The following is a 23,330-nucleotide window of genomic DNA, read 5'->3' as shown; positions in this document are numbered from 1 at the left end:
CTTGTTCCATAGTATATCAGACCGTTTAACTTATTTAAAATATCGGATTTATCGGATTAGGTATTTTTCAACGCAGTTGCTTCCACATCATTAATAAACCGGCGCAGCTTGGCAGCCACATCACGATTAATCTCACCGTTCTCATACAATTGTTGCACTGTATTGCGCTGTTCCTGAATCGCCACCATCTGCAACTCAAGCTTCTCCTGATTAAACGGATCTTCCGTTTTCCCTTGGTTCCAGGTTCGCAGTTTGGCAATGACACGTTCATATTTGGCGATGACTGACAAAGCTACGATTCGATTCCCATCGTTCATATGGGCACGAATGGCCTTAATTGCCGCTTCAGAGGTGCGTAACTTCACCTGACGGAAAAGTTCTGCATTTTCTAGCATGAAGGGTTGACTCGGCTTCTGGGATCGATTGGTGAATAGATGACCCAGCATACGCCCGATCTCATTGATTGAGGTCATCATCTGAGTGTTTGCGCGATTGGCCAACATCATTTCCTTGCGATCCAGCCAACTGTCACATTTGAAAGCAGCATCGGAAGCAATTGCATTTTCATCCAGCATCTCTTCAATTTCTTTTCGCTCCGCTCGGGTGGCAATCAGGTTAATAGCCGTTTCCTGTTTCTGGATATATTTGCGTTTATCCGCGGTAAGCTGACCTGCGGCCTGCCTGATATATTTGGACAGATCGGAGACGACCGCGAGTGCTGCAGCTTTGTTTTCATCATTCATTTCGGATTTGACAGCCCGTATTGCGGCATTCAGCATAATGTCATGTGCTTTTCGCTCGGACTTCTGTGGTGTTTCTTCGCTGGATCCCCCAGCGTTCTTAGCCAAAACCGGAAGAAACACACTCGCCGCAATCAGGGAGAAAAGGATAACCCCTGCCGCCAGGAAAATAATGAGATCCCGTTCAGGGAAAGGTGAACCATCCTGAAGCACATAAGGAATGGAGAAGGCACCCGCCAATGTGACAGCCCCACGTACCCCAGATAGGGAAATAATCGTGATATCCTTGAATTTGGGCCTGCCTATAGAGGATTTGGTACGCAGCCATTCATTCCCTTGCCAGAACAGATAGATCCAGAGAAAGCGCAGAACCAGCAGTAGCACCGAGATCAAGCCCACATAGCCCAGCACTTGCAGATTATTAAACGAAACATTTTCGAAAATGGTACTTAAAACATCCGGGACCTGTACACCCAGAATTACAAACACCAGACCATTTAGTATAAATAAAATGACTGACCATGTGCTGGCAGATACCACCTGCATTTTCAGCTGAACCGATTCAGCGCGGTCACGCTCAATGGCGTGGATAATACCGCCTGCCACTACCGCAAGAATACCTGATACCCCAATTTCTTCACTCACCAGATAGATGATAAATGGCGTCAGTATTTGCAACAGCATGTGAATTGTTACATCTTCCATGCCCAGTCTGCGAATCCACATCCCGAGCCGGATTAACAGAAAAGATAACAATGCACCGACGAGAAGTCCGCCAATGGCAATCAGAATAAAACTGAAGGTTGCCTGTGCCAGGGAAAACACACCTGTGACCGTGGCTGCAATGGCGAATTTGAAGGCGACCAAGCCGGATGCATCATTCATTAATGCTTCACCTTCAAGAAGCCTATGTATGCTTTTAGGCAAATGTACTCGTCCTGCCATAGCACCAACGGCCACTGCATCTGTCGGGGACAATATGGCTGCAAGAGCAAAAGCCGCGGGTAACGGAATCGTAGGAATCAGCCAATGAATGGCATATCCCGCCACAACCACCGTCACGAACACAAGTCCCAACGCAAGCAGAAGGATAGGTGCACGCAGATTCCATAATTCATTCCTTGGTGTTCGCTTCCCATCGTTGTATAACAAAGGTGCGATAAAAAGTACAAAGAACAATTCCGGATTCAACTGCAAGTGTACCCCGGCAGGAAGCAGAGCTATGGCTACACCGAGCACGATTTGAATGAGCGGAACGGGAATAAAAGGTACAAACCGGTTGAGAATGTTCGATAAACCGATCAGTACCAGTAAAACAAGTACGGCTATAAATATTTCCATGATGACAATCCCTTTCCGCTATAGAAGTGTGAAACCTTTGTTGTATAGGTTTATTTTAACATAATCCAGACTTTGTTATAAAAATGTTGTCATATTCATATACCCAACCAACTCGTCTCAGACTAGTCTATTTTGAAGAATTCTGATGGATTCTGTATATAAGATGTTACAATATGCTCAGGACAATACCCGTTTGGAAAGGAACTTGTATCTATGGCATTTGGAATTAAACGACAAGAGTTGGCTGCGTGGAAGGAACAAGTTGCTCGTGGTGAGATTGCGTACCTCACTCATTTCTGGATTGACAACCGATTCCCCGGCATCACCAGTGTCACCAAAGTTGGCTGTGCAGATCTGGAACGTCTCGAGTGTTGGTGTAACGATCACGGGTTGGACCCCCGATATATTCATCAGCGGCAGCCATTTCCCCACTTTGACCTGATGGGCAGGAAACAAAAAGAAGTGTTGATTCAGGAAGGATTGACGGATCATGTGGTTCGCTTTCATTTGTGAACAAACTCAAAAACGCCAGTCTTCAAGGCTCATCCCCCCGCAAAAAGGGACGAACTCATGAGGACTGACGTCTTCAAAAGAACAAGTCATATATGCATTATCGATGGATCTGCTCAAACGACTTCATGTTCTCCAGCAGTTTCAGTTCAATTTTCTTCAACATGCCGAACATCTGCTGCTGCTCCTCTTCGGAAAGTGCTTGCAACAATTCCCACGTCATTCGGCCACGATTCGCATTAAGTGTCTTCGCAAGCTGCGCCCCTTCATCCGTTAAGGACAGCCAAACAATTCTACGATCTTCTTCACTGCGCACCCTCTGGATCAAGCCTTCCGTTTCCAATTGATTCAGTACAATCGTGGTTGCACCGGAAGACAAGCTGAGTTGTCTCGCCACATCAACCGCCATACAGCGTTGTTCACGTAAAATCATGCCCAATATATGACTTTTTGTCGGATTCAGTTTACAGTTGGTTTCGGTCTTCTGCTGCTGATCCAATACTTTATTTTTATATCTGAAGAAGGCCTCCAACAATTGATCTACATTTGCCAATTGAGAGTTTCGCTCCGTATCCGGGCTCATAAACGTTCCTCCTGCCTTTCATCATAACCTACCTTATATTGTAACATATTTACACTATGATGTTTGTGAAAAATACGCTTGTATTGGACACCTTATACTCTACCGTAAGACTTGTGTTCTATTTTGGGTTGCACCTATTGCATTATGGCAACGGGTTTGTTTATAATAACCTATATCTTCAAAGTTACTTTTAGTTACTTAATGATTTTAATAAATTTGTTGTTATAAAGTAAACAAGAGTCACCATTATACTGCAAGGGACTTATGCACATGAATCAGAACTTACAATCACCATTAAAAACGGATGTTTGCATCGTCGGCGCTGGGCCAGGTGGTGCCTTACTTTCATATTTACTGAATCAAAAAGGAATATCCACGATGCTCATAGAGCGGCAACCCCACCTGCACAAATCGTTCCGCGGAGAGTTGCTCAATGTGGACGGCGAAACAATTTTAAATAAACACGGCCTCTATTCCCTCGTCAAGGAACGTGGAGCACTGCTCTTGGAGCAGATTCAATATTGGGAAAATGGTCAGATTGTTCATACAATATCCCCGGGTAACGGAGAATCGCATGTGGGTATTCATGTTCCGCAAGATCATCTCCTGGAAGCCATCACGTCGCACGCTCAGCAGCACAGTTCAAACGAACCAGTACGATTCAATACGATAATGACGGGTATGTTACGAGACAAAAACGGCCATATCGTTGGTATTAACATTCGACAGAACGGCGTGCCCGCCTCCATCGAAGCATCTGTTATTGTCGGTGCTGATGGCAGATACTCTGCTGTACGCAAACATTCCGGTTTGACCCCCGAAATTCGCAAGCATGGGTATGATCTACTGTGGGCGCGTATTCCGGCACCGATAGGTTGGGAACCGGCTGTTCGGATGGCCAGCATGGATGGTCAACAGCTCGCACTGTTCTCACAGTTTGGCGGTTATGTTCAGATTGGCTGGAACATCCCCGAAGGAGCATACTCCAAGCTGCGAGAGCAGCCGATTGCTCCTTTTGTAGACAAACTTGTCTCCGCATTTCCTTGCCTGTCTGATTCTGTAGCTGCCAACATTCAGAGCTGGAGTGATTTTGTTCTGTTATCTGTCGAAAGCAGCTATTGCCAGTCGTGGGCACAAGACAATGTTGTACTCATCGGTGATGCTGCTCATACCATGACCCCAACCGGTGCGTTCGGACTTAATGCTGCGCTCGAAGATGCGGATGTGCTCTCCGAATTACTTGTTCAGATGGCCACAGACCAATTCAATTCCACTGCACAACTTCAGGAACTTCAGACGATTCGCGGAGCGAAGGTTCAACAGCAACTTGCACGACAAGTGGAGATGGAGTCTTCTTTTCAGCAGCGCTATGAATCTTTTCTTCAAAACCCGATAAGATCACCTGACACGAATACATGAAGTCACTTGCTGCAAAAGCAAAAAAGGTGGCATCCCTGATCAGGATTACCACCTTAAAACCTCGAACTAGAATCGAAGTCGAAGTCGAAGTCGAAGTCTATTATTATTATTTTATCCTTCTCTGCCGTTCATGGCACTGACTCGAAGTTCCGTCAGTGGCAAAGACGATCGCTCTGGATGACGAAGTCTTACCGTCCGGCTCTCGCCCGGGAGCAGATCAAAATAATTATCACTGAATCGCACACGCCCAAGAGGGAGCTCCAACTTCACCAATCGTGCAATTGCTCCACTCGCCGTAACCGTTACAGACTGTTCCTCTTCATTCACATGTACACTCAATTGAGATTCCGGCAATGACACATCCTTAGGATCACGCAAGAAGTACCGATTGATCGGCGCCGTAAATCCTTCGGATACCAACTCAACCATGACTTCCTCCGCACGTCTGCCCTGTAACACCTCTACTTCAGTTAATTCGGCAATACACAATGCGGATTGAGATGTTACTTCAACAGCATGTGTGCTGGAATAGATCTTCTCTCCTTGCAATTCATAGACATTGAACCGAAGCTCGCCTTTCAGCACGTCCCGTGTATCGTTCACGACCCACAACGCAAGCGGCTCCCTCGGCTCATGCTCCAATGACAACAAGACAGGATGAAAGAATATTTTCCCGTAATAAAAAGATGCCTTCGGCAGCAGTTCATAATCAATCATGGACCAGCTTGTACCTGGCCAACTATCATTTAATTGCCACACGAGTGCACCGCTGTTACGGTGATTAATCCGTCGGAAATGTTCAATTCCGTAGCGCAATCCTTCTGCTTGAGTCAGCATAGAATAGTTCATGTATTCTTCTATATTTTGCGGAATGCCTGTGTAACCTTCCATCAGCAGAATGCCTTTTTGATGGTTGGTATCCTTGTTACGGTAGGCCATCTCCGGACTGCCCCAATAAAACTGCCCTGCGGGCATATTTTTCTCCAGCGTGTAACGATTGGCCGAGGCATGCATACCAAATTCACTGCTGAAAAGCGCATGATCCTTTTTATAATTTTTGAACGTCACACCTTCAATACTATAGTCCAGCAGGGGCGGCTCTCCATGCTTCCTTGGATAGACCGATCCATGCCATACCTGCCAGTTGTGACGATCCCCGACATCGGGATCATTCGCATCCTGACCATTGCTATCCCCAAACGGCGAAGAAGGCCAGTACGGACGGGACAGATCCAAGCGATCCAGCACTTCAGGGATCAGTTCATGATAGATAAGTTCGCCGTAGAACGGACTGGTAATATCCCCACTTGCAGACTTCATGTCATAAAGCCAGTCAATCTCGTTATTGCCACACCAGATGGCAAGCGAGGCACGGTTACGCAGACGGATGACATTGTTTTCTACCTCTTGCCGGACATTATCCATGAAATCACGATTGAAATCCGGGAACAACGCATTCGCAAATGCAAAATCCTGCCACACCAACACCCCTTGCCGGTCACACTCATCGTAGAAGACATCCTTCTCATAGATGCCACCGGCCCAGACGCGCAGCATGTTCATATGTCCTTCTACCGACAGCTCGATAAGCTCACGATACCGGGAGCTCGGGATGGCACCAATCAGATGATCCGCCGGAATCCAGTTGGCACCCTTGGCATATACTTTGACTCCGTTCAGAATAAACGTAAATGCATCTTCACCCTGTTCATTGTGAAGAGCCAGCTCAATCGTTCGTAACCCATAAGGTTCGCTGTAACGATCCACCTCGATGCCGTCAGCACACAATGTAACCTCTAACGTATACAGATACGGCTCACCCAGATCATGAGTCCACCATAACTGAGGTGACGTGACGTTCAACGTGGTATCTGCCTTACCACCTTCTACAGGCAGTTCATTGGCACCTGCTACCTCGTGTCCGTTGCGGTCCAGCAGGCGAACATTACAGGACGCAACCACAGCCTGCTCACGCTTCTGTCTGCTGCGGAAAGACAAGACGGACTTCACATCTGCCGTGACGTGTAACACAGCATGATCTGTACTGACTGATTCCGTTCGAGCATACACACTTTCCAACTTGGCTATTGTTCTTTTTTCCAGCCGTACGGCACCCCAGATTCCCACCGTCACCATGCGTGGTCCCCAGTCCCAGCCAAAGTTCATCGCTGCTTTGCGCAGCCATGGCCGTTCCTTCGTATACGAGGACCAGTCGAAGGTTTCTTTGTCCCGGTGATGCAGGTGAAGCGGATCGAACTTGACAGCAATCGCATTCCAGCCACTGCGTACCAGAGACGTTACATTAAATGTATGTGACATAAGCATATTTGCCGTTTTTCCAACTTCATGGCCATTCACATATACCGTTGCAAACGTATCCAATCCTTCAAACACCAGTTCAAAGTGCTCTTCCGTCTCCGCATCTCTCACCAGATTGAAGGTTGTACGGTACCACCATTCCTTTTGCTCAATCCAGCGACTTTTGGCATCATTATGACCGTAATAGGGCGGATCAATGATACTGCGCTCAATCAGTGCAGCATGTACATCCCCAGGCACTTCTGCCCCGATCCAGAAACGGTCATCCAGCGCAGCAGCTGCCACATCCATTGCCCGTTTCTCTCCAACTTCAAAATGCTGTATTTTCCATTGTCCCGATAAATCCTGACTTGAACTATGGATCTTCATTAATACACCCTCACTCTCCAATAACCCTGAGTAATACTCTATCGAAAACGTTTGCAGAAATGCAAGACATGCTGCCTGGTCTGCTCATTTCTAACTTCCCGAAGGTTTGAACGACAGCGCCTCTTCTCGATATTCACTCGGGGTCTTGCCGGTATGTTTTTTGAACAGCCTGCTAAAATATTTCACGTCTTCGTAGCCGCTAATGGCAGCGACTTCACTGACCTTCGCTGGAGACACGGCGAGCATATCCATCGCTCTTCGGATACGCATATCGGTGACAAAATCTCCAAAGGTCACACCCATTTCTTTTTTAAAAAGTTCACTCAGGTGACCCGGATGCAAATGGACATGTCCAGCTACCTGCTGCAGATTAATGTCCTGTGCCAGTGATGATTCAATATAACCAATAGCCTTTTGCACATGGGCAGCCTGTCCCTGACCCATTCGGCTGTGATAGACATGCATCAGACCATACAGATGGTGGAACAACATATCCCCAAGATCTACAGCTTCGGCATCCAGTTCCGGCAACCAGGGTTCAAGCCTTGCGGTTTCTTCACGCCCTGTCGCTCGCATTGTACGGGTAAGCCAGCGATGACCTGCAATGACCGCAGAGTGCAGACAAGCACTGAACGATTCTGGCGTGACCTCCGGTTCCGTAGTCAGATTAGCCACCAGTTCACGCGTCCATGTCGTTAACCTCACTGAATCATTATCTAACAATATTGAACCAAGTGTGGTCTCTTCTTCATGCGTAAGTACAGTTTTACCACCTTGGCGCTCCTGAACGTGCTCATAATGCCATACTTTATCATCCATCAAACCTCGATATCGGAAAGCAGTTGAAGCCGTTCGGTAGCTTTCGTGCAGATCTGCATATCCATGCACAGGCAGACCTACTGCTGCACGCAGAGTACACTTCAGTAATTGCTCCACCCGACGTAATGCACTCTCCAGCTTGAACGGATATTCCTGTTCCACAGGCGGCCATGAAACTACACATATAATTTGCTGTTTCTCTATATGCGCAATGGCACCCGGTAGCATATCCTCCAGGGTATTCTGCACCGCGAATCGTAATAGTGCATCCGAGGATCGATCCCAACCCTCTGCTCGAAGTACAATGACTTGTCTGCGAATCTGTTCATCATCAAGACCATCATTCGCTGCCTCTATTCCAGCATCAGAACGCAAAAACGAAGGAAATTGGCCCGAAGCGGTGTCACCGTCAATGATCCAACCAGCAAATAACCGCTCCCGATTCTCCCGCATAAGCTGTCCCTCTCTGGACTTCTCTGCCCAACGTTCCGTGATCCGTTGTTTGGCCTGTAATACGGTCTTGATGATCTCTTCCGGCTTGCTTGTTTTGAGCAGATAATCTGTAACCCCTTGGCGTATCGCCTGCTGCGCATAAGAAAAGTCATCGTATCCGGACAAAATAATGACCTCCAGCTCAGGTAACAATCGCAGTCCCTCTTCTGCCAGTTCCAGCCCTGATCTGCCTGTCATCCGAATATCCGTCATCAGGATATGCGGACGTTCCTCAGCCATGCGTGCTAACGCCTCCTCTGCCGAGGCAGCCGGTTGAAGAAGTTCAATTCCGAGTTCATGCCAAGCGATAACGCTGGCAAGCCCTGTACGGATAATTACTTCATCATCCACAATTAATAGTCTCATGGCGAACCCTCCAAGATTGGAATGGAAAACGAAATCCGGGTACCTCCCCCAACCCTGCTGTCGACTTCTAGTTGTGCATCCGCTCCATAATGGAGAAGCAGTCTCTCATTCACATTGCAGAGTCCATAACCGCCTTGGTTTAGCTGTTTTTCCGGCTGTTTTCCCTTCCATTCCCTTATACTTATCCTTAATTGCTCCAGCCTGTTCGGCTCCATGCCGACACCATCATCCAGTACCAGTACATTCATCTGTTCATTATCCGGGTCCTTGCGAATCATTATAGTGATGGTACCCACGCCTGCTTTGGGCTGAATGCCATGAATCATGGCATTCTCAACGAGCGGTTGCAGCAACAGTTTCAGCATCATTCGCTTCTCAAGCGCTGGATCAACGATGTAATGCAATACGAATTGATCAGGGAAACGAATGGACTGCACCCGCACATAATGTCGGATATGAGCAATCTCTTGTTCCACAGGATAATAATCCTGACCATTGTTTAAACTGATGCGCAGAAAATCACTCAAGCCCTCAACCATGTCCGCGATCCGCTTCTCTTCTGACATCAAGGCAATCCAGTGAATTGAAGAGAGCGTGTTATATAGGAAGTGCGGATTAATCTGCGCCTGGAGCACCCGAAGATCCGCTTCCTTTTTGCGAGCTTCACCGCGAATAACCTCTTCCTTCAATAACTGAATGTGTGAACCGAGCAGATTGTAACTCTCCCCAAGCCTGCCGATCTCGTCATCACTTTCAGACCGAAACAGTGGAAGAGGACGTTCCGGATCAATTCTGGACAGATGTCTGGTAAGCACGCGAAGCGGCCGCGTCACACGCCTCACCGTAAACCAGACCAAACCTGCACTGATCGCAGCAGACATGGCAACGGCGCACCCGGTCAGAATAAGGATATACCGATTCTCGGACTTGTACTGGTCATATGGGACTGTTCCGACCAACGTCCACCCCGTCAATTCTTCCGGATAATAGAGCAGCGTCCGTTTATCCTCACCACTGCCATACGTAGTGGTTCCGCTACCACCAGCCTGAATTAACGTTGTGATCCCAGGCTCGACACCATCCAGCTTAAGTCCAAGCCGGGATTTGTCCATCGAAGACAGAATCTCTCCAGAACTGCCGATAAGTTCCAATCTGCCTTGCCCTCTGCCTAATCCCAGAGCGGCCCATCCCTTGGATATGGCCTTCTCATCTAGACTAATGGCTAACCAGCCGATGGGCCGATAATCATGGATACTGCGAATCGGCCGAACCAAAGTGATCACATTTTGAATACCCGCATAATTCTGGACCGGGTATACCCCCGTCCATTGTTTAACTGTTTCACCACTAGGAACAGAGGGATAGGATAAGTTGAATTCACTGGATTCATACCAGGTAGCGGTCGACAATGTGGCATCAAAACGCCCCGGATATATGGCGATGTTGGCGATATATTTCTTGGAAGCAGCCAGATTGGTCATCCTGCCCAAGATATCCACTCTGTCCATCTCGTGATCCTCATTTTGGCTAAGATAATGCTGAATATCCCTTTCTCCAATCAGGAAAATGGACAGGTTCTCGGCATCCTGCAGCATATAACGAAGATTGGCTTCCACCTGTTTCAGCGTATCCATGCCGGACAGTTTTGTTTTTTGCTCCGTGATGCGGGAAGAGATTAGAAAGGCGAACAGACCCAAAGCCAGCAATGGCACAATCATTGAAGCTGTCACAACAACGGATAGCTTCCTTTGTAACGAAGATGTGAGCCAGCGTGCCAAACGTTTCTCCTCCTCTGGATGCGCTTTCGCTTATCCTTTAACAGCTCCGGCTGTCATGCCTTTCATAACCTGTTCCTGGAATACGAGATACAAGATAATGGTTGGAATGACCGATAGGGTCATGGCAGCAAGTGTTAACCCGTAATCGGTTTGATACCCGTCCGCAAAGTTCGCAATGGCCAGCGGTAACGTTTTCAATCCGGTCTTGTTGATGAATACAAGCGCAAATGAAAAGTCATTCCACGCATGCAGGAAACTCAGGATCGTAACCGTAGACAACGCAGGTACGGACATGGGCAGCATGATTCGGGTAAATAGCCCCCAAAGCCCCGTTCCATCAATAAAAGCTGCCTCTTCAATATCACGTGGAACACTTGTCAGATAAGCAGTAAGCACGAAAATAGCTGTAGGTAATGCAAAAGCCGTATAAGGTAATATTAATGCCCAGTACGTATTTAGCAAGGACATCTGTTTCATTAAAATAAATAAAGGGACAAGTGTACTATGGATCGGTATGAGCATACCTACAACAAAGAAGGTCATGATTAACCCTTTCCAGCGAAACTGGAAACGGGCCAGAATGAATGAAGATAGCGCTGCAATAAACAGCGTTAGAATAAGTGATCCGACGGATACAATGAGTGAATTGCCAAAAGCAGTCCCCAGCCTGGAGCTTTCCCATGCATTGCTGAAATTGGCAACATTCCAGTTTTCCGGCAGACCAAAGGGCCTGCTATAGAAATCTTCATTCGTTTTGAACGCACTAATCACGAGCCAGTAGAACGGATACAATGTTAAAATACCATAGACCGTTAGCAGCGTCCAAACAATTCCGCTGCGGAGGCGGCGAATCGGATGGCCCGAGCCGCTTCGTGGTGATGGCATGGATACAGGTGTCGCACGCATGATAGCCCTCCTCTCTATTGATTCTCTTTTCGTTTGCGACTGGTCACCCACTGGCTTGTTCCGATCAGCAGCAGGGAGATCAGTACGATGGTTGTTGAGATCGCACTACCAAAACCATAACGGTATGTTGTAAAGGTCGAATTGTACATATACGTTGCAAGTAGTTCTGTTGCATGTGCCGGACCACCCTTGGTCATGATGTAGACCAGATCGAAGGATTTCAGACTTCCCGAGATACATAGAATGATCGCAACCTGAACCGTCCCCCAGATCATGGGCAAAGAGACGGATACCAGCTTACGGATGCCTGAAGCACCGTCTATTTTGGCAGCATCATGAATCTCGCCTGGAATATTCTGCAATGCGGAGATGAAGATAATCAGATACAACCCCACAAAACTCCAGAGCAGCGGCGGCACTAAGGAAAAGATCGCAATCTTGTCATCGGAAAGCCATTGCAGCTTCCAACTCTCCAGACCCAGTGCGTCCAGCAGAAAGTTCAATATCCCGATCTGCGGATGGTAGATATACTGCCAGATCATACCGATCACTACAGTCGATAGTACCATCGGCAGAAATACGGCTGAGCGCAGGAACCGCTGTAACGGATTGCTTTTGTGTAATATGACCGCGAGCATCAGTGCTAACGGAATTTGTCCAAATACGGATGCCAACACAAAAATAACGTTATTTTTCAGTGCCCGCCAAAATACAGGATCATGCCAGATCTCTACGTAATTATCCATACCAATATATTTGGATGCGCCGATGCCGGACCAGTTGAAGAAACCGTAGTACGCCGACCATACGACCGGTACAAATACAAACAATGCATAAATGATGACTGCCGGGGCCAGCCCCAGCATAATAAAACGCCGACTGCGCAGTGCGTTCATCTGTTCACTTCCCTTCCATACTTAAAGACCCCTCCCCTGCCGGGAAGGGGTTTTGTCGAATAACCAGCTAATACGCGATGTGATGAGTTCATTGAATCTTTATCGTCTGGCTGTACCATCGTAATCGCTATCTAGTTTGACCCATAATTACTGACTAACTGCATTGGCTTGAGCCGCCTGGATTTTAGCCGCAATGTCTTCGGCTTTACCTCCCATGAGCAACTCTTGCAAAGCATTGTTAATAACTTCAACCGTTGCCGATCCCAACTTGGAATCGTATACAGGCGTAATCTTCACTTCCTGCATCAGATCATATAATTCAACGAACAAAGGATGCGCCTTGGTTTTGTCCAGATCAATCTTGTAACTCACCAATGTGCTGCTATCCAATGTAGCCTTCTGACCATCTGGTCCTGCCAGTGCGTAGAACAGCTCCATCGCCGCCTCTTTTTGTGCACCGCTCAGCTTTTTGCTTACACCCAACCCGGTTCCTACAACACCGGATGTGGTTCTTGGTTCACCCTTACCTCCGTCCACTGGAGGGAGAATCGTAATATGCGTGTTGTTCAATACCTCTTCAGGTGCATTGTTCACCAGATTGGCCAAGGCCCATCCGCCGTTCATGACCATCGCTGCCTTACCTTGGAAATAAAGTTGCATCATCTGTGTCTCATCGATACTGTTGAATCCATCCTGGAACGCTTTGCTGTTGCCGAGCTCCTGCATTTTGTTCAGGGCTTCAATAAATGGTGGATCGGTAAAGCTTGCACCATCTTGTGCTGTCGCTTTCAGGAACCAGTCTGTGCCGGTGATCCGGTCAGCCAGGGTACTGAATATGGTCGATTGTGCTACCCAGTTCGCCTTGTTGCCAAGCGCCATGGGAATGACTTTATTTTGATTAAACGTAGCAATCGCTTGTTCCAGTTCCGCCCAAGTCTCAGGCACTTTCACGTTGTACTGTTTGAAAAGAGCTTCATTGTAATAGATGAAGGAACTCGGCGCCAGATTCATGGGCACGGAGTAGATATTCCCGTCCACGGTGTATCCGTCCAATGCGTTCGGGATAAAATTATCTTTCCACTCCGGCTTCGCATCCAGCTCGGTATTAATGGGTTGTAACAGATCCCCTTTTACAAATTCCTTAGTCATGGCATCTGGCCACATTACGAACAGGTCTGGCATCTCGTTGGCAGCTGCCACCGTGCGAAGCCGGGTTTTGAGACCATCTGTAGGCAGTCCTTCATCCACGACTTCAATATCTGGATGTGCCGTGCGAAAATCTTCAATAATCTGACGCATTGCCACCGCCTTCGCATCCTGTCCGGTCCAGTTGTGCCAGAGTGTTACGGTTACTTTGTCATTACCGCTGCCTCCTTCTGAAGTATCTCCGCCAGCACAGCCAGCTAGAATAATGGAGAACAACGTTATTGCCAGAACACCCGAAAGCCATTTTTTCAACATCTCTATATTCCCCCTCGGCGATTTGATTACACTTATTGTAAATGGTAACGTTATCATACCGTAAGGTGACGATCCACGGATGCAGGGGTGAAAAATATCGGTTCCCCTGTTTGGAACTTACATTGCTGACTTATTGCTCATAACAACAAGAAAGAGCCCTCACAATGAGAGCTCTTTCTTGTTGCAGCCATCGGCAGCTTAAACCTAGGTTATAGTAATGAATAAGTGCTAAATCGTATTGAATATGGATTGCGTATTATTGAATACTGTTCTTCACCAGTTCTGCAAAAGCTTCTGACCCTTGCGTAGTGAGATGTACACCGTCTTTTTCAAAATATTCGTCGTGTCCTTCACTTGCACTGTTCCAGTCAATCAGTGAGACATTACTGTAGTTGGATGCTGCTTCATTCAACGCCCTGTTTACCGTTCGTTCCCACGGACGAGGTACACGCACAGTAACCAGATACACCTGATCCTCATCCTTCAGATAATCAAGCACCGCATTCAGGTTTTTGGAGTTAAAGGAACCATTCGTCCCGAGCTCCAGCACCACCTTGCCGCCCATTTGGTTGTTTCGCTTCAGCCCTTCCAATACATCGCCTGCCTGCCACATTTGACGGCCAACATGTCCATCCACGTACACTCCCGCTATACTTTGCTCCAGATATGGTTTTGCATCCAAAATCACGGAATCTCCAATGACGGTATAATGAATCTTGCCATCCTGGGCAGGAGGAGCCGTTTCTTCATGTTCCTCAGATGAATCAGGTACATCATCCGTTCCATCGGATGGGTTCGCTTCAGCTCCGTCCGGAGCATCATTCTCGTTAGCCACGGATTCATCAGCCGGCTTATCTTCAGACTGACCGTCTTTGCCACCACTCGTTGAATTGTCCTGGTCCCCAGGTCTCGAGTCTGGCGCCGTCTCTCCTGTCGGTTTTTCATTGTTCTCCGGATTATCTTTCGTTCCTGCTTCCGGTTTATGGCTATGCGCATCGTTCTTTTGACCTGAGCCCGATGTCGCTGTATTCGCTGGCAAAACATCCTGTCCCTGTTCCTCCGCTACAGAATTCTCTCCATTCAATGTGGTCGACATCGATACGGAATGGGAGTCGGAATTCGCTGCATGTGAGACCATCATCTGGGATACCGTATAGGACAACAGCAGAATCGTCATCAACAGACCTGTCCGCTTCCACCACACATTACGTATACCGATCGATGACCGCCCTCTTCCCCATAATCGGGACCAGGAATCACGGAATCCGTTGTAGCGAATCGGATTTTCAATATATTTAAGAGATAATGAAGCCAGTACAACCGTTACAGCAACTTGTAAAATGATTCGTACAGGATGCGCTCCTCCCGTATCCACCGCGGGATTGGTTAAAATAATAACTGGATAATGCCATAGATATAATCCGTAGGATCGCTCTCCAATCCAGCGTAATGGCTTTGCTCCAATGAACCGTGCCAGGAATGACGATGGGTGAGCCAATACCGCTACCAGCAACGTTGTTGCCACAGCCTGAAGCACCATTCCTCCTTGATACAGAAACGCATCATATTCACTGCTGTTCAACATCATGTAGATTAATAAAGCGAGTGCAGCTAGTCCCGACACATCGAGCACAAGCCGATTCATGCCAGGCAGAGAGTTCGAGAGCTTGCGACTAGGCCACACCACGGCAAGAGCAGCACCAGCAAGCAGTGCGAATGCCCGCGTGTCTGTTCCATAATATACACGGCTTGGGTCCAGATCCGGATTATACATGATGGCCATTGCGCCAGCAGACAACTCAGCTGCGACGACAATGAAGACGACCAGCCATCCCTTTCTTTTGAACACCACGATTGCTGCGATCAGCAGAAGAGGCCATATGAGATAAAATTGCTCTTCCACAGCCAGTGACCAGAAATGTCCAAACGGTGATGGAGGGCCAAAACTTTCGAAATAGGAAACGTTGTGAAAGATATACCACCAATTGCTTATGTATAATACACCCGAAACGATATCACCACGAAGCGCAGCGAGCCGGGATGGGTCTGTACAGGCCAACCAGATCATTACCACAGCTGTCATGGTCAGCATGCCTGGAAGCAAGCGCCTTACCCGTCTTACCCAAAAATCACCGAGTGAAATGCGTCCATGTTCCTGCCACTGTGACACGAGGATATCTGTAATTAAATATCCAGAGAGAACAAAGAATATACCTACACCGAGCAATCCACCCGGAATAAAATCCAAATTGAGATGATACGCGATTACCGCAAGTACAGCGATGGCTCGCAAGCCATCCAGTCCGTTCATATGTCGCTTGTTATTAGGCAATTGTGACATGCATGCCCCTCCTTGTTACTGTGAGTCAACAACATCGGTGTTGGGGGCATAATGGAACTCCTGATCGTTCTGGTTGTCATTAACATACGTATTGCACCTTCCATCTTTCATTTACAACATAAGAAAAGCCTCTGTTTGAAGCACGTTCCGATGATGCTACATTCTTGGTGAATTCTACAGTCTTAAGGTAGACGTGTTGCCGGTCCATTAAGTTTTAATCATTACAATATTCTTTATATGGATTCGTAAGTTCACGTTTAGCATTATACGCCCGAAATAAGCCTCATACTTTACAAGAATATTTACAAACGTTTAAACCGATGTAACCTTTCCTGCCAGCTCATATAGCTGTAAAATCATACTCTAATTTTGTCGTTAAATATAGTACTTTTCATCGAGTGGCTAAAATTACCTGTCCGCTTGCGCAAACCAGCATACCCACGCAACCGTTCATTGAAACAATTAAATTCATAACAAAAGGCTGCCGACTTGCTCAGCAGCCACTATCCATTATAAACCTATGTCAGACCGGATTGAAAGTTTTGCTCATAATTGCTTCTTCTTGCCTAGGACCCTAGAGGTAGAACGGGTGATTCTTTTCTTCTGTCCTTGCATCCAGGATTCGGTATGTTGAGCGCCCTGTGTACATTGGGATTTGCAACTTCTCCAGATCAACCATTCCATTCTCCAGAAAGTACTTCGGATCCTGATATCGCTGCAACACCTCGCCTGCAATCCATTCATGGTCACCATATGTTGTAATATCCATAACTTTGCATTCATAAGCAAAATAAGCGTCCGTCAAAATAGGTACACTTACCTTCATTCCTTCCTCATATGGAATGCCGAATCTTGTAAATTTATCTGTATCTCTTCCACTGAACGTTCCTGCAGCTTGAATCCACTCTGATCGATGACCTGGTAGGAAATGAACTCCGAATACACCACTCTTCTCAATGAGTTCATAGGAGTATGTTTCCTTACGAAGGGAGATGCCATATACGCCTGGATATGATCCGATGTATGTATGCCATCCGGACGCCATCACATTCTGGACTCCCTCATGACGTGAAGTCACCACCGCTACCATTCCAGGATAAGAATAAAATTTGGGTTCTTCTATCGGCTGACGCATCTAATCCCCTCTCTTCTTCGTTATACATACACTTTCATTATAAAGTAATGCAGCAGGTTGAAAAAGCGCTTTGCGGAGTATTACGCTATAAGCACACATTCATTATTATGTTATACTGAGAGGGATCAATGTCTAAAAATACGATACCGGGAATGTGATAGAATATGGTCAAATCAGTCAAATATACCTCCTAAATGAAGGCATTATTCAAATTTAGGAGGTTATAACTTATGTTTAATCCAATCGTGTTAGATCAGTGGGATCGAAAGCCTTACTTTGACCACTACTTGAATCAGGTCAGATGTACCTACAGCATGACTGCTAATCTGGATATCACGCTATTGATTGCTCAAATAAAACTTAAAGGCATGAAGTTCTACCCAGCTCTTATTCATATGATCTCTACGGTCGTCAATACACATCAAGAATTTCGAACTAGTTTCGACGCCGAGGGGAGATTAGGCTACTGGGACGAGATGTCTCCGAGCTATACGATTTTTCATGAGGACGACAAACGTTTCTCGACGATCTGGACGACATTCCATGAAGATTTTGAGACGTTCCACAATCGTTATCTGGACGATATGAAGAATTACAAAGATCATAAACAATTGGTTGCCAAACCCAATGAACCACCAAATACATTTCCCGTTTCCAGTATTCCCTGGGTGAACTTTACGGGATTTAATCTGAATATTTACAATGAGGGAACCTTCTTGTTGCCTATCTTCACGATGGGAAAATATGTTCAAACCAACGATAAAGTTTATCTCCCCTTATCTATTCAGTTACACCATGCCGTGTGCGACGGCTATCACGCTGGGGTTCTATTCAACGAATTGCAGTCATTGGCAGATCGTAGTCATAAATGGTGTTAGTTAGCTAAATGAAGAAAAGGCATTCCTGACTCTTGGTGGAGTCATGGAACGCCTTTTCTTTTTCTCTTTTTTTTCAAATGCTATTTAATTGCACTTGCTATACCCACATTGACTGCATGTTTTGCATCCTTCCACATTCATCAGGGATGCAGAACCACAAGAAGGGCATAAATCTCTTGATTCGATAAAGTTTTTTTGATTCTCCACTTGTGGATATGCGCTCTTCACTTGGTTCTGTTCTTGTGAAGCTCCCGTTTCATTCGCCTGCACATTGCTCTGTACATGACTTTCCAATGCTTTGGCGACGGCATCTGCAATCGATTCCACCCGGTTGGCTCCAAAGCCAATCGCACCCGAACCACCAATTCCCTTGAGATGTTTGATCAACAGTTCCACCTTGTGCCCGTGATCTCCGTATCGAAGAAACAGTGAGCATACCCGACCGAGGGCCTCAGCCATGGCGAACACATCCGATCCCGCTTTGCCCACGTTCAGGAAGATTTCACCCGGCGTTCCCTCCAGATCATTAATTGTAATGTAAGCCATTCCGAATGGCGTATTAATTTTGTATGTTGCACCGCGAAGTACCTGAGGGCGGCTTCTATATTGTTTATCCAGCACTGTGGCAGAGGAAGAGGTTTGATCGGAAGAATGGATTTCATCATCAACCTTACTACTGACCGGCTCAACACCTGCCTGCCCTCCTACATTATTCGGGTTATCTATTGTAGATACGTCCGTCTTCTCTTTTGCTTCCGCCGTGTTCTGATCTTCGGTCTCCTGGGTCTCTTCCTTCTTCGAAGTGGACAACACCTGCACATCCCTACTGCCGTCTCGATATATCGTTACTCCCTTACAGCCAAGGTCGAAGGCCAGTTCATACAGTTCAGCCGTATCCTCCACCGTAAAATCAGCCGGACAGTTGGCCGTCTTCGAGATGGAACTATCCACCCATTGCTGAATCGCAGCCTGCACCCGGATGTGATTCTCAGCCGACAGATCCATCGCCGTCACATAATAGTCTGGTAAAGCTTCACCCGGATGTTCATCCAGCCACTCTTGCGCAATCGGTACGAACTGTTCATCATAACCCAGACGGCTTTGACGGAAATACTTGAAGGCGAAATACGGCTCAATCCCTGTTGATGTGCCTACCATCGTACCGGTACTTCCCGTTGGCGCCTGGGTGATCAGCGTGACATTTCGAATGCCCTGTTTGCGAATAGCCTCTCCCACTTCAGGGTACCTCGCAACCATATTTTTCATGAATCCACTCTGTAAATACGGTTCAGCTTCGAAAGCCGGGAAAGCTCCCTTCTCTGCTGCAATCTCTGCCGATGCCAGATAGGCCTCCTTCGCCATGAATCCATACAGTTTATCCAGAAATTCAAGGGATTCAGGACTGCCGTACCTTATACGCAGCTTAATCATCAGCTCTGCCAGTCCCATCGTGCCAAGCCCCACCCGGCGTTCACGCTGCTGATTCAGTCTGTTTTCCTCAAAATGATATGGTGTTGCATCAATGACATTGTCCAAAAATCGAGCCGAGATGCGAGTGGTTTCCGCCAGTTCATCCCATGCCACATCATGATTCGTTTCATCATAGAATTTGGACAGATTGATCGCTGACAGATTACATACACCCCAGCCAGGCAGGCCTTGTTCCCCGCATGGATTAGTACAGATGATCGGATTAAAGTACCAGCTGTTGGACATCTGGTTATAGTACTCCATGAATACCACACCAGGCTCTGCCGATTTCCAGGCTGATTCAATAATGGTATGCCAGATTTCGCGCGCCTTCAGCGTACGATAGTGTACCACCGAATGACCTGCGGCTTTCCACTGCTGCATATCCCCGTTCCAATTGGTGTCGTAGTCTGGATCGTTCGTATCGGGGAAAACCAAATCCCAATCTCCGTCCTGCTTGACAGCCTCCATAAAGGCGTTGCTCACACATACAGACAGATTAGCATTGGTCACCTGCCCCATCGTTTGTTTCACGGTAATAAAATCAAGCACATCTGGATGCCAGTCATTCATCATCAGCATGAGCGCACCCCGTCGGCTTCCGCCCTGTTCAATCAGTCCTGTCGTATAACTGAACAATCCGCCCCACGATACGGAACCGCTGGATGATCCATTGACACCTTTCACCACCGCTCGGCGAGGACGCAAAGAAGACAAATTAATGCCCACACCTCCCCCACGTGCCATAATCTCCGTCATCTCGGTCAAGGTCTTCATGATGCCACCCCGACTGTCCTGCGGAGACGGAATAACATAACAATTAAAGAGTGTGAGCTCATCGCTTGCCCCCGCTCCTGCAGCAATACGCCCTCCGGGTACTAACTTCCAATCCTCCAACACGGAGCGGAACTTGGACTCCCACGTTGCCCGCTGATCTACTGTAGATTCAACAGAGGCCATGGCTTTGGCAAGCCGGCTCCACAGCTCTTCCGGTGTTTTTTCGATGTTGAGTGTCAGTTTCTCCACGCTGGTCTCGATGATCTCTCCGCTTCGAGTCCTTACTTGTACGAGCTGACCCTGGCGTTCTATAATTTCGCCCACTTCCTTGGTTGGGAACTTGGGATCATCCTTTGTTAATACCAGTACCACATCTCCGACCTTGGCATGATTCGAGTCAGCATCCTTCCAGGCGTATCGGTCCAGAAATATTTTTTCGCTAAGTCCTTCTAATTGGTACGATCGTTGGTTTGATTTCATCGCTACGTTCAACCTCCCCGATTAACGCTCCATTTTCACTATAAAAGTAAATTATGATGAAACACCACATATAGTGATATAAAACCAGTATATTACACCATATATTGATTTTCTATATGACTTTTATCACAGACCTTATTTTTTGGACTCTCCTGCTCGGACAAGCTTCTTCACACACCCTCAGACTCACGCATACAAAACCTGTGAATTTTTTGGGACAGAAAAAACCTGAAAAAGCGAAGCGTTCGCCTAATAGCTTTCTGAAAGAAAGCTGCATCGAAAGCATACGCTATCCCCGGATTTCCCCTTCAGAAAAGGGAATCAAAGAAATCTGGGGACAACAGCGATTGGAAGGTTGTTCTGTCATCGTAGTGTTCGTGCAAATAAAATGTAGTTCAACTTGTATAGTTATGAACTCACTCTCATTCGTCCATACTATTACCTACGAATAAAACGTCATCACGTATGGCAGGGGAGGAAGCATCATGAACCGGAAAAACCCGCACCACACGAATCAACCTGTAGCCGAGCTGCCCGTTCCACTGGAATTCGATCGAAGCTGGATCAATCAGTTGGAATCACGACTGGATAAAGGGGGCCCTTGGGGAGATTACCGACTCTTTCAACTGGGCATTCAAGCCGAAGAGACCAATCTGATTCCCAATTTTGACGAAATTCAGTGTTTGAAGCATTTACAAGGCCTTACTCCACTTCCTCACCAGATGGACACTGCACGCAGAGTATTATTTGAAATGTCAGGCCGGGCCATTCTCGCCGATGAGGTGGGGCTTGGCAAAACCATTGAAGCCGGTCTCATTCTGAAAGAATATATGGTTCGGGGTCTCGTATCCAAGGTACTCATTCTCGTACCGGCTTCTCTTGTGTTGCAATGGGTACGGGAGTTGAATTCGAAATTCGGTATTCCTGCCATTGCCCAGAAAAAGGCCTATTCCTGGCAGAATGAAGTAGTCGTTGCTTCCATGGATACAGCCAAACGTGACCCCCATAAAGATATGCTGCTGAACACTGATTACGACATGATCATTATTGATGAAGCACATAAGCTCAAAAACAAGAAAACAACCAACTATCAATTCATGCTGAAATTGCGCAAAAAGTACTGTTTGCTACTCACAGCTACACCTGTGCAGAACGATATGAGTGAGCTGTTTAATCTGATTAACCTGCTGAAGCCCGGTCAGTTGGGGCGTCAGGGTGACTTTGCGGCCAACTTTGTCGTAGACAAACGGGTTCCGAAAAATCAGGAACAACTTAAGAACGAGTTATCCAAAGTGATGATTCGTAACCGCCGCGGCGAAGGCCCCGTTCAATTTACCAAACGGAACGTCTCCAACGTGAATCTGCAACTATCGCCCGAAGAACAAGCGCTCTATGATGGGGTGACGTCCTTTGTTAAGGATCAATACCAGGAAGCTGGCGGCAACCTGAGCAGCATGCTCTCCCTTGTTACATTGCAGCGTGAAGTGTGTAGTAGTCGAGATGCGGTATTCGTAACACTGGTTAATCTGTCGAAGAAACTTCCGCTGGACTCTCCCCTTCGGGACAAGATTTGGGAACTCGTTGCCCATATTAAAGCGATCAAGGAAAATACCAAAGCGGAGAAAACGATGGAACTGATTCGCAACATGAATGAAAAAGTAATTATCTTCACCGAATACCGGGCCACGCAGGAGTATCTGCTAAACTATTTCCGTAACAATGGGCTTACGGCTGTACCCTATCGGGGTGGTATGAATCGAGGCAAAAAAGACTGGATGATGGATCTCTTCCGCGGACGTGTGCAGGCCATGATTGCAACCGAAGCGGGTGGCGAGGGCATTAATCTGCAATTTTGCCACCATATGATCAACTTTGATCTGCCTTGGAATCCTATGCGGGTAGAGCAGCGGATCGGTCGGGTACACCGGCTGGGACAGCAAAATGATGTGAACATTTTCAACCTATCCACGTCCGGAACCATTGAGGAACATATCCTGAACCTGCTGCATGAGAAGATCAATATGTTTGAGATGGTGATTGGCGGGCTGGATGTCATTCTGGAACGGCTGGAGAAGAAGGAGTCCATTGAGAAAAGCCTGTACAAAATCATGTTGGAATCACAAAATGATGAAGATATTCGCCGTAAAATGGATTCACTTGGGCAATCACTGAACTCCATTCAACGCGAGGTTGCCGATGAAGGCCCTGCCGTCTCCGGGCTGTTAGATCTTCGCAAAGGAGGTAGCTGAC

At 47.1% G+C, this 23,330-nt stretch carries 15 protein-coding genes; 4 read left to right on the top strand and 11 right to left on the bottom strand.

Translation table 11 applies throughout. The features are described from left to right. Nucleotides 1–56: 56 nt before the first annotated feature. Nucleotides 57–2,081, bottom strand: a complete 2,025-nt coding sequence (locus tag MKY85_RS10380; RefSeq protein ID WP_342572527.1) for a Na+/H+ antiporter — start codon at nt 2,079–2,081, stop codon at nt 57–59. A gap of 213 nt (nt 2,082–2,294) precedes the next feature. On the opposite strand from MKY85_RS10380, the gene MKY85_RS10375 reads away from it, so the two are divergent. Next, on the top strand, nt 2,295–2,594 hold the full coding sequence (locus tag MKY85_RS10375; RefSeq protein ID WP_339260318.1) for a hypothetical protein: 300 nt from the start codon (nt 2,295–2,297) through the stop codon (nt 2,592–2,594). 97 nt (nt 2,595–2,691) lie between these two features. On the opposite strand, the gene MKY85_RS10370 is transcribed toward MKY85_RS10375, so the two are convergent. After that, nucleotides 2,692–3,174, bottom strand: a complete 483-nt coding sequence (locus tag MKY85_RS10370) for a MarR family transcriptional regulator (protein WP_339241265.1) — start codon at nt 3,172–3,174, stop codon at nt 2,692–2,694. 270 nt (nt 3,175–3,444) lie between these two features. Between MKY85_RS10370 and MKY85_RS10365 the strand changes: the two genes are divergently transcribed. Beyond that, nucleotides 3,445–4,593 carry an FAD-dependent monooxygenase gene (locus MKY85_RS10365; RefSeq protein WP_339260316.1) on the top strand — a complete coding sequence of 383 codons (1,149 nt, stop codon included), beginning with the start codon at nt 3,445–3,447 and terminating at the stop codon, nt 4,591–4,593. 111 nt (nt 4,594–4,704) lie between these two features. On the opposite strand, the gene MKY85_RS10360 is transcribed toward MKY85_RS10365, so the two are convergent. From MKY85_RS10360 to MKY85_RS10325, 8 genes are all read right to left on the bottom strand, one after another. Continuing rightward, nucleotides 4,705–7,281 (bottom strand): glycoside hydrolase family 2 protein, encoded by a 2,577-nt coding sequence (locus MKY85_RS10360; RefSeq protein WP_342572526.1) that lies wholly within the window; start codon nt 7,279–7,281, stop codon nt 4,705–4,707. Nucleotides 7,282–7,371: 90 nt separating this feature from the next. Continuing rightward, nucleotides 7,372–8,958, bottom strand: coding sequence for a helix-turn-helix domain-containing protein (locus MKY85_RS10355; protein ID WP_342572525.1), 1,587 nt, complete (start codon nt 8,956–8,958; stop codon nt 7,372–7,374). Then, nucleotides 8,955–10,736 carry a sensor histidine kinase gene (locus tag MKY85_RS10350; RefSeq protein WP_342572524.1) on the bottom strand — a complete coding sequence of 594 codons (1,782 nt, stop codon included), beginning with the start codon at nt 10,734–10,736 and terminating at the stop codon, nt 8,955–8,957. The genes MKY85_RS10355 and MKY85_RS10350 overlap by 4 nt, the downstream gene beginning before the upstream one ends. A gap of 30 nt (nt 10,737–10,766) precedes the next feature. Beyond that, a complete protein-coding gene (locus MKY85_RS10345; RefSeq protein ID WP_253442477.1) occupies nt 10,767–11,621 on the bottom strand; it encodes a carbohydrate ABC transporter permease in 855 nt (284 codons plus the stop codon). Between the two features lie 35 nt (nt 11,622–11,656). After that, the gene (locus tag MKY85_RS10340; protein WP_253433433.1) at nt 11,657–12,538 is read right to left on the bottom strand and encodes a sugar ABC transporter permease; all 882 of its coding nucleotides are present in this window, start codon (nt 12,536–12,538) and stop codon (nt 11,657–11,659) included. 147 nt (nt 12,539–12,685) lie between these two features. Then, a complete protein-coding gene (locus MKY85_RS10335) occupies nt 12,686–13,999 on the bottom strand; it encodes an extracellular solute-binding protein (protein WP_339241251.1) in 1,314 nt (437 codons plus the stop codon). A 256-nt stretch (nt 14,000–14,255) separates the two neighbouring features. Continuing rightward, the gene (locus MKY85_RS10330; protein ID WP_342572523.1) at nt 14,256–16,340 is read right to left on the bottom strand and encodes an acyltransferase family protein; all 2,085 of its coding nucleotides are present in this window, start codon (nt 16,338–16,340) and stop codon (nt 14,256–14,258) included. Between the two features lie 574 nt (nt 16,341–16,914). Next, nucleotides 16,915–17,475, bottom strand: a complete 561-nt coding sequence (locus MKY85_RS10325) for a flavin reductase family protein (RefSeq protein ID WP_339241246.1) — start codon at nt 17,473–17,475, stop codon at nt 16,915–16,917. A 230-nt stretch (nt 17,476–17,705) separates the two neighbouring features. On the opposite strand from MKY85_RS10325, the gene catA reads away from it, so the two are divergent. Further along, complete coding sequence (gene catA, locus MKY85_RS10320) at nt 17,706–18,353, top strand: type A chloramphenicol O-acetyltransferase (RefSeq protein ID WP_339241243.1); 648 nt, start codon at nt 17,706–17,708, stop codon at nt 18,351–18,353. Nucleotides 18,354–18,437: 84 nt separating this feature from the next. Here catA and MKY85_RS10315 read toward each other — a convergent pair whose 3' ends face one another. After that, entirely contained in the window at nt 18,438–21,080 is a 2,643-nt protein-coding gene (locus tag MKY85_RS10315) for an adenosylcobalamin-dependent ribonucleoside-diphosphate reductase (RefSeq protein WP_342572522.1), read from the bottom strand. 485 nt (nt 21,081–21,565) lie between these two features. Between MKY85_RS10315 and MKY85_RS10310 the strand changes: the two genes are divergently transcribed. Then, entirely contained in the window at nt 21,566–23,329 is a 1,764-nt protein-coding gene (locus MKY85_RS10310; RefSeq protein ID WP_339241238.1) for an SNF2-related protein, read from the top strand. Nucleotide 23,330 lies beyond the last annotated feature (1 nt).

The sequence above is a fragment of the Paenibacillus sp. FSL R5-0749 genome (assembly GCF_038595085.1).
GTDB lineage: Bacteria > Bacillota > Bacilli > Paenibacillales > Paenibacillaceae > Paenibacillus.
The sequence above is the reverse complement of the archived record's forward strand: the minus strand, read 5'-3'. Positions and strand labels throughout refer to the sequence as shown.